This window comes from Tabrizicola sp., assembly GCF_036781545.1.
Classification (GTDB): domain Bacteria; phylum Pseudomonadota; class Alphaproteobacteria; order Rhodobacterales; family Rhodobacteraceae; genus Tabrizicola.
In genome coordinates this window covers 1-4986 of sequence record NZ_DAIQAT010000208.1, presented here as the reverse complement: position 1 = coordinate 4986, position 4986 = coordinate 1, and the positions used below count along the sequence as shown (strand labels likewise).

The window sequence follows — 4986 nt, the reverse complement described above, 5'->3', positions numbered from 1 at the left end:
GCGTCGATGCTGGCGCGGTCCATCAGGCAGAAGGCGGTGGAGAGCGCATCGGCCAGGGCCGCCGAGGGCGCGCTGACGCTGACGGTCTGCCAGAGGGGCGGCTGGCCTTGCGGGCCGAGAATATGCGGCTGGCCGTTCACCAGCGTTCCACGCGGGGACGAGGTGGCCAGCGCGCGGTTGGTGAGGCGGGTCTCGGCCAGTGGGTTGCCCTTAGGATCGGCGATCACGGCGGGCCAGCCGTTTTCCCCCAAAGCGGCGATCTCGCCCATGTCGACCAGCGCCTCGGTGAAGCCCTGGGCACGGAGGAGCGCGGCGATCCGGTCGGCGGCCCAGCCTTGGGCGATGCCGTTCAGGGTGAGGGCCTGGCCGGGGTCGAGTTTGATCTCCTCGCGGGACAGGTGGACGCGATTCCAGCCGATCAGGCTGCGGGCCTGGGTAATGTCGGTGTCTTGGGCCAGGGCGAGCCACAGGGGTTGCACGGTCGGGTCGAAGGTGCCTCCGGTGGCCGTGTGGACCTGACCGGCGAGGGTGAGGATTTCGATGAGGTCGGGCGCGGGCCAGGCGAGGTGGCCGTCGCGGTTCAGCCGGGTCAGGGCCGAGTCGCGGTGCAGCGAGGCGAGGGTCTCGATCCTTGCGATCTCGGCCTCGACGCGGGCGAAGGTCTGGCGCGCGTGGTGGGGGTCGGCGCCGACGAGGTGGAGGCTGAGCGCGGTGCCAAGGCCGGTGCCCTCCCAACTGGTCAGGGTGGCGGCATGGCCGGGCAGCGGCGCCAGCGCGGCGGCGGTCACGATCAGGAAACGGCGGCGGTTCATGAGGGGGCGGTTCATGACGGGGCGGCCCTGGCCGGGCTGCGGCTGGCGCGGGGACCCCAGAAGACCGGCCAGAGCGCGGCGGTGAAGAGCGCGAAGGCCGCGAGCCAGAGCGCCCCGGCGACAAGGACGGCGGGGGTGGCAAGCGCGGGGATCTCGGCGCCGAGGCAGCGGGTCAGCGCGGCAAGGGGGATCAGCGCATAGGCCAGCGCGACCGGCCGGGGGGCGACCAGCGCCCGCCCGGTATGGCCGAGCGTGGCGCGGGACATGATGGCCAGCGTCATGCCGCCGACCCCGCCGATGCCAAGAAGGTGCAGGGCGGCGATCTCGGTGGCGAGGCCAAGGTCGGCAAGGCCGAGGGTCAGGAAGCCGAGCGCGTTCATCGCGTAGGAGAGGTGCAGGGTCCAGAGGATCGGCTTGTCCCTGGTCCAGAGCCCGCGCCAGAGGGCAACGCGGATCAGGCCTGCGGTCCCGGCGATCAGGGCGAAGGGGGCGAGCCAGCTTTCCGGCGCGCCGAGGAGATAGCCGAGGGGCTGGGTCAGCGCGGCGGCGATGGCGAGGCCGGCGAGGGGCATCGGGTTCACCGGCAGGCCGTACTCGCGCCCCGACTGGACCATGGCGTTCCTGGTGAAGCCGGGGGTGACGCGGCCGCCCAGCACCATGATCATCGTGCCCAAGGTCAGGAGCCCGGCGCGGAGGCCCGCCCAGGCGGTGTCGGAAGTCAGGCCCATCCATTCCAGATGCACCATCAGGTTGGCGATCCAGTAGACCGAGAGGATCGCGAGCAGGATCATCTGCTGCGGCTTCGGGCGCTTCAGAAGCTGGGTCAGGAGGTTTGCGGCCAGCACGGGCACGAAGGCGAGATCCAGCACTGCCACCAGCCCCGGCGGCAGGTGGCCCGAGAACCAGACGGCAAGCCTGCCCGCCAGCCAGAGGCCCGCGACGGCGGCGATGAAGAGATGGGGCGCGGATTTCGCGCCGGTCCAGTTCGGGACGGCGGTGAGGAAGAAACCGCCGAGCGCGGCGGCGCCATAGCCGAAGATCATCTCATGCGCGTGCCAGAGATGCGGGGGCGCGGCGGTGGGCAGGTTCAGGATACCGCCGAGGGATTGGGTGATGAGATAGCCTTCCCAGATGCCCATCGAGAGGAGGGCGAAGAGGCCTGCGGCCAGGAAGAACACGCGGAAGCCGTCGCCGAAGAGGCGTTTGAGGGCGGTCATGGGGTGGCTCCTTCCGCGCGGGCGCGGCGTTTCAGGACGGGGCATTGCGTCCCGTCGTTCATGATGACCTGACAGCGCAGGCAGAGGACACATTCGTTGGCGTTGATCCGCCCGATGGCATCGATGGCGCCCACGGTGCATTTCGTCTCGCACAACCGGCATTCGCGGCCGCATTGCGGGCGGCGCTTGAGCCAGTCGAAGATCTTGAGCTTGGCGGGAATGGCGAGGCCCGCGCCGAGAGGGCAGAGGTAGCGGCAGTAGAAGCGCTCGATGAAGAGCGAGGCGGTGAGGAGGGCGGCGACGAAGAGGAGGAAAGGCCAGGCGCGGAGGAAGCGGAGGCTGATGGCTGTCTTGAAGGGCTCGGCCTCGGCGAGGATCAGGGCGTCGCGCATGGAGTAGAAGGAGAGGGCGAGGATGGCCATGAAGAGGGTGTATTTGATCACCCAGAGCCGTTCGTGCAGGGCTTGCGGGATGGCGATCTGCCTGAGGCCAAGGCGCTGGGCGGCGACGTTGGTCAGCTCCTGAAGGGCACCGAAGGGGCAGAGCCAGCCGCAATAGACCCCGCGGCCCCAGAACAGCATGCCCAAAGCGGTGAAGCCCCAGAGGATGAAGATCACGGGCTCGATCAGGAAGGTCTCCCACCGGAAGCCGGTGAGGAGGGAATGGACGAAGGCCACCACCTGCACCACGGAAAGCTGGCCGTTCAGCCCCATGCCGAGGATGAGGAAGATGGAAGCGAGGAAGGAGAGCCGCCCGATGCGCCAGAGCCGGGGGCGGCGGGTGATCCATTCCTGGGCGAAGAGGATCAGGGTGAGAACGGTGAGCATCAGGGCGACGATGGCGACCTGCGGCTGCTTGGCCTGCCAGGCCTGTTTCCAGAGTGGCTCGGGCTCGGGGGGCGGGGCCAGGCGGAAGGCTTGCGGAAGGGCGTAGGGCAGCGCGATGGTCATGGCGACCTCGCCGGTTTCGGTGGGGCGGGTGGCGCGGATCTCGACCGTCAGGGGCTTGGTCGGGTCGATCCCGGACGGAAGGGCGAAGAGGCTGATCTCCTTCATCTTCGGCGCGTCTGGCAGGGCCAGCGTCTTGATCATCTGGTAGCTTTCCTCGGTCGGCTGCCAGCGGGTTTCGCCCTGGATGATGGTCACCCGGTCGAAGGTGCCGGTCTTCTTCCACCCGGTCCCCCGGTGTGATTGCACCCCCTGGCTCATCACGATCAGCGCCGAGCCGCCCGCGCCGAGGTTGCCCACGGCCCGGGTGAAATCCTGCTGGCCGAGGAGGTTCTGCCCCACCGTGGGCGTGTCGATGACCCCCGCCCAGAGATGCAGGAAGTCGCCCTCGCCCGGCTGCACCGGGACCTTGGCGCCCTGCAGTGCCGCCGCCGCCTCGGTCATCGAGACCTGGCGTTCGGCCAGCGCGCCCATCGCCAGCAATCCCTCCCAGGTCGCGGGGGCATAGGACAGCCGGTCCACGCCGCCGCCTGCCGCGATCAGCCCGCGCCCGATGGCCAGCGTGCGGGCGGTGCGCAGGATGCCGTCGCGGATCACGCCGGTCGACACGGTGGCGCGGCTGATCACCGGCGGCAGGGCGCTGGTATCGGGCGCTGCGGCGGCAAGGTCGAAGCCCGCGAACCCGGCGACATAAGCGGCGATCTCGGCGTCGGAGATGCCCAGCGTCAGGACGGGTTCGTTGTGCCGCACCAGGACCGCCCCGGCGATCCGCGCCTGGGGCGTGACCGCGACCAGCACGTCCAGCGGGCGACCGGAATAGCCGACCGATCCGGCGATCTCCCAGGTGGAGCCGATCTCGCCCACCGGCTTGCCGCCTTGCGAGACGGTCCAGCCCGGCACGCCCTGATCGACCCGCGTCACCTGCACCGGGCCGTCGAGACCCAGGAGTGCCGCCGCCTGTCCGGCAGTCGGAGCGGTCAGGTCCATCGCGTCGTCGGCGATCAGCCCTTCGGCCCGCGCCACGGACAGGGACATGAGAAACGCCAGCAAGGCCGCCAGAAACACGCGCATGGGAAGGGTCCGAAAGTCTGGGCAGACCCTGCGGCGAAGGGCCCTTTTCTGCCTTAACGAAAGTCAAGGTAACGGGTTCGTCATTGGCAGAGGGTCCGCCCAGCCTCACCAGCTGAACGGAGAGATTCCCATGACGACCCGAGCAAGACCCGCCAGGGCGATATTGCTGGGCACGGCCGCCCTTTTCCTGGGGCTGGCCCTGCCCGCGATTGCGGAAGACAAACCCAAGGATCACGCTGACGGCCCCGCCGCCGCCTACGAGCCCAGCATGAACACGCTGGGCCAGATCAAGGTGGAGATCCCCGGCTTCAAGCCCGACGATCCGGTGATGACGCCGGAAGAGTTCCAGAAGGCGGCCACGATCTATTTCGAGCGCTGCGCGGGTTGCCATGGCGTGTTGCGCAAGGGGGCGACCGGGAAGCCGCTGACCACCGATATCACCCGCGAGAACGGCTATGACTATCTGGCCAGCTTCATCACCTACGGCTCGCCCGCCGGGATGCCGAACTGGGGGACCTCGGGGGCGCTGACCGAGGAAGAGGTGGGCATGATGGCCCGCTATCTGCTTCTGGAGCCGCCGCAGCCGCCGGAATGGGGCATGCCCGAGATGATGGCGTCCTGGAAGGTCCTGGTGAAGCCCGAGGATCGGCCCAAGCAGAAGATGAACGACATCGACATCGACAACCTGATGTCGGTCACGCTCCGCGATGCGGGTCAGGTGGCGCTGATCGACGGCGGCACCTATGATATCAAGGCGGTGATCGACACCGGCTATGCGGTGCATATCAGCCGCATCTCGGCCTCTGGGCGCTACCTGTTCGTCATCGGCCGCGACGGGCTGGTGAACATGATCGACCTGTGGATGGAAACTCCCGCCACGGTCGCCTCGATCAAGATCGGCATCGAGGCGCGCTCGGTCGAGACCTCGAAGTTCGAGGG

4 protein-coding genes are annotated in these 4986 nt (G+C 68.9%); 1 reads left to right on the top strand and 3 read right to left on the bottom strand.

Going from position 1 to position 4986, the window contains the following annotated elements:
• The 3 genes from V7Q39_RS19195 to V7Q39_RS19185 form a co-directional block, all read right to left on the bottom strand.
• A partial coding sequence (locus tag V7Q39_RS19195) for an FAD:protein FMN transferase (RefSeq protein ID WP_333818218.1) occupies positions 1 to 827 on the bottom strand: 827 nt, incomplete at its 3' end.
• A complete protein-coding gene (locus V7Q39_RS19190; RefSeq protein ID WP_333818217.1) occupies positions 824 to 2029 on the bottom strand; it encodes an NnrS family protein in 1206 nt (401 codons plus the stop codon). The genes V7Q39_RS19195 and V7Q39_RS19190, both read right to left, overlap by 4 nt.
• Positions 2026 to 4047, bottom strand: coding sequence for a 4Fe-4S binding protein (locus V7Q39_RS19185; protein ID WP_333818216.1), 2022 nt, complete (start codon positions 4045 to 4047; stop codon positions 2026 to 2028). The genes V7Q39_RS19190 and V7Q39_RS19185 overlap by 4 nt, the downstream gene beginning before the upstream one ends.
• A gap of 130 nt (positions 4048 to 4177) precedes the next feature.
• Here V7Q39_RS19185 and V7Q39_RS19180 point away from each other — a divergent pair.
• On the top strand, positions 4178 to 4986 hold an 809-nt coding region (locus V7Q39_RS19180), incomplete at its 3' end, for a cytochrome D1 domain-containing protein (protein ID WP_333818215.1).

Excerpts from the sequence above, each read along its gene's own strand:
- V7Q39_RS19185 (WP_333818216.1), bottom strand. The coding sequence starts at position 4,047 with ATGCGCGTGTTTCTGGCGGCCTTGCTGGCGTTTCTCATGTCCCTGTCC.
- V7Q39_RS19190 (WP_333818217.1), bottom strand. The coding sequence starts at position 2,029 with ATGACCGCCCTCAAACGCCTCTTCGGCGACGGCTTCCGCGTGTTCTTC.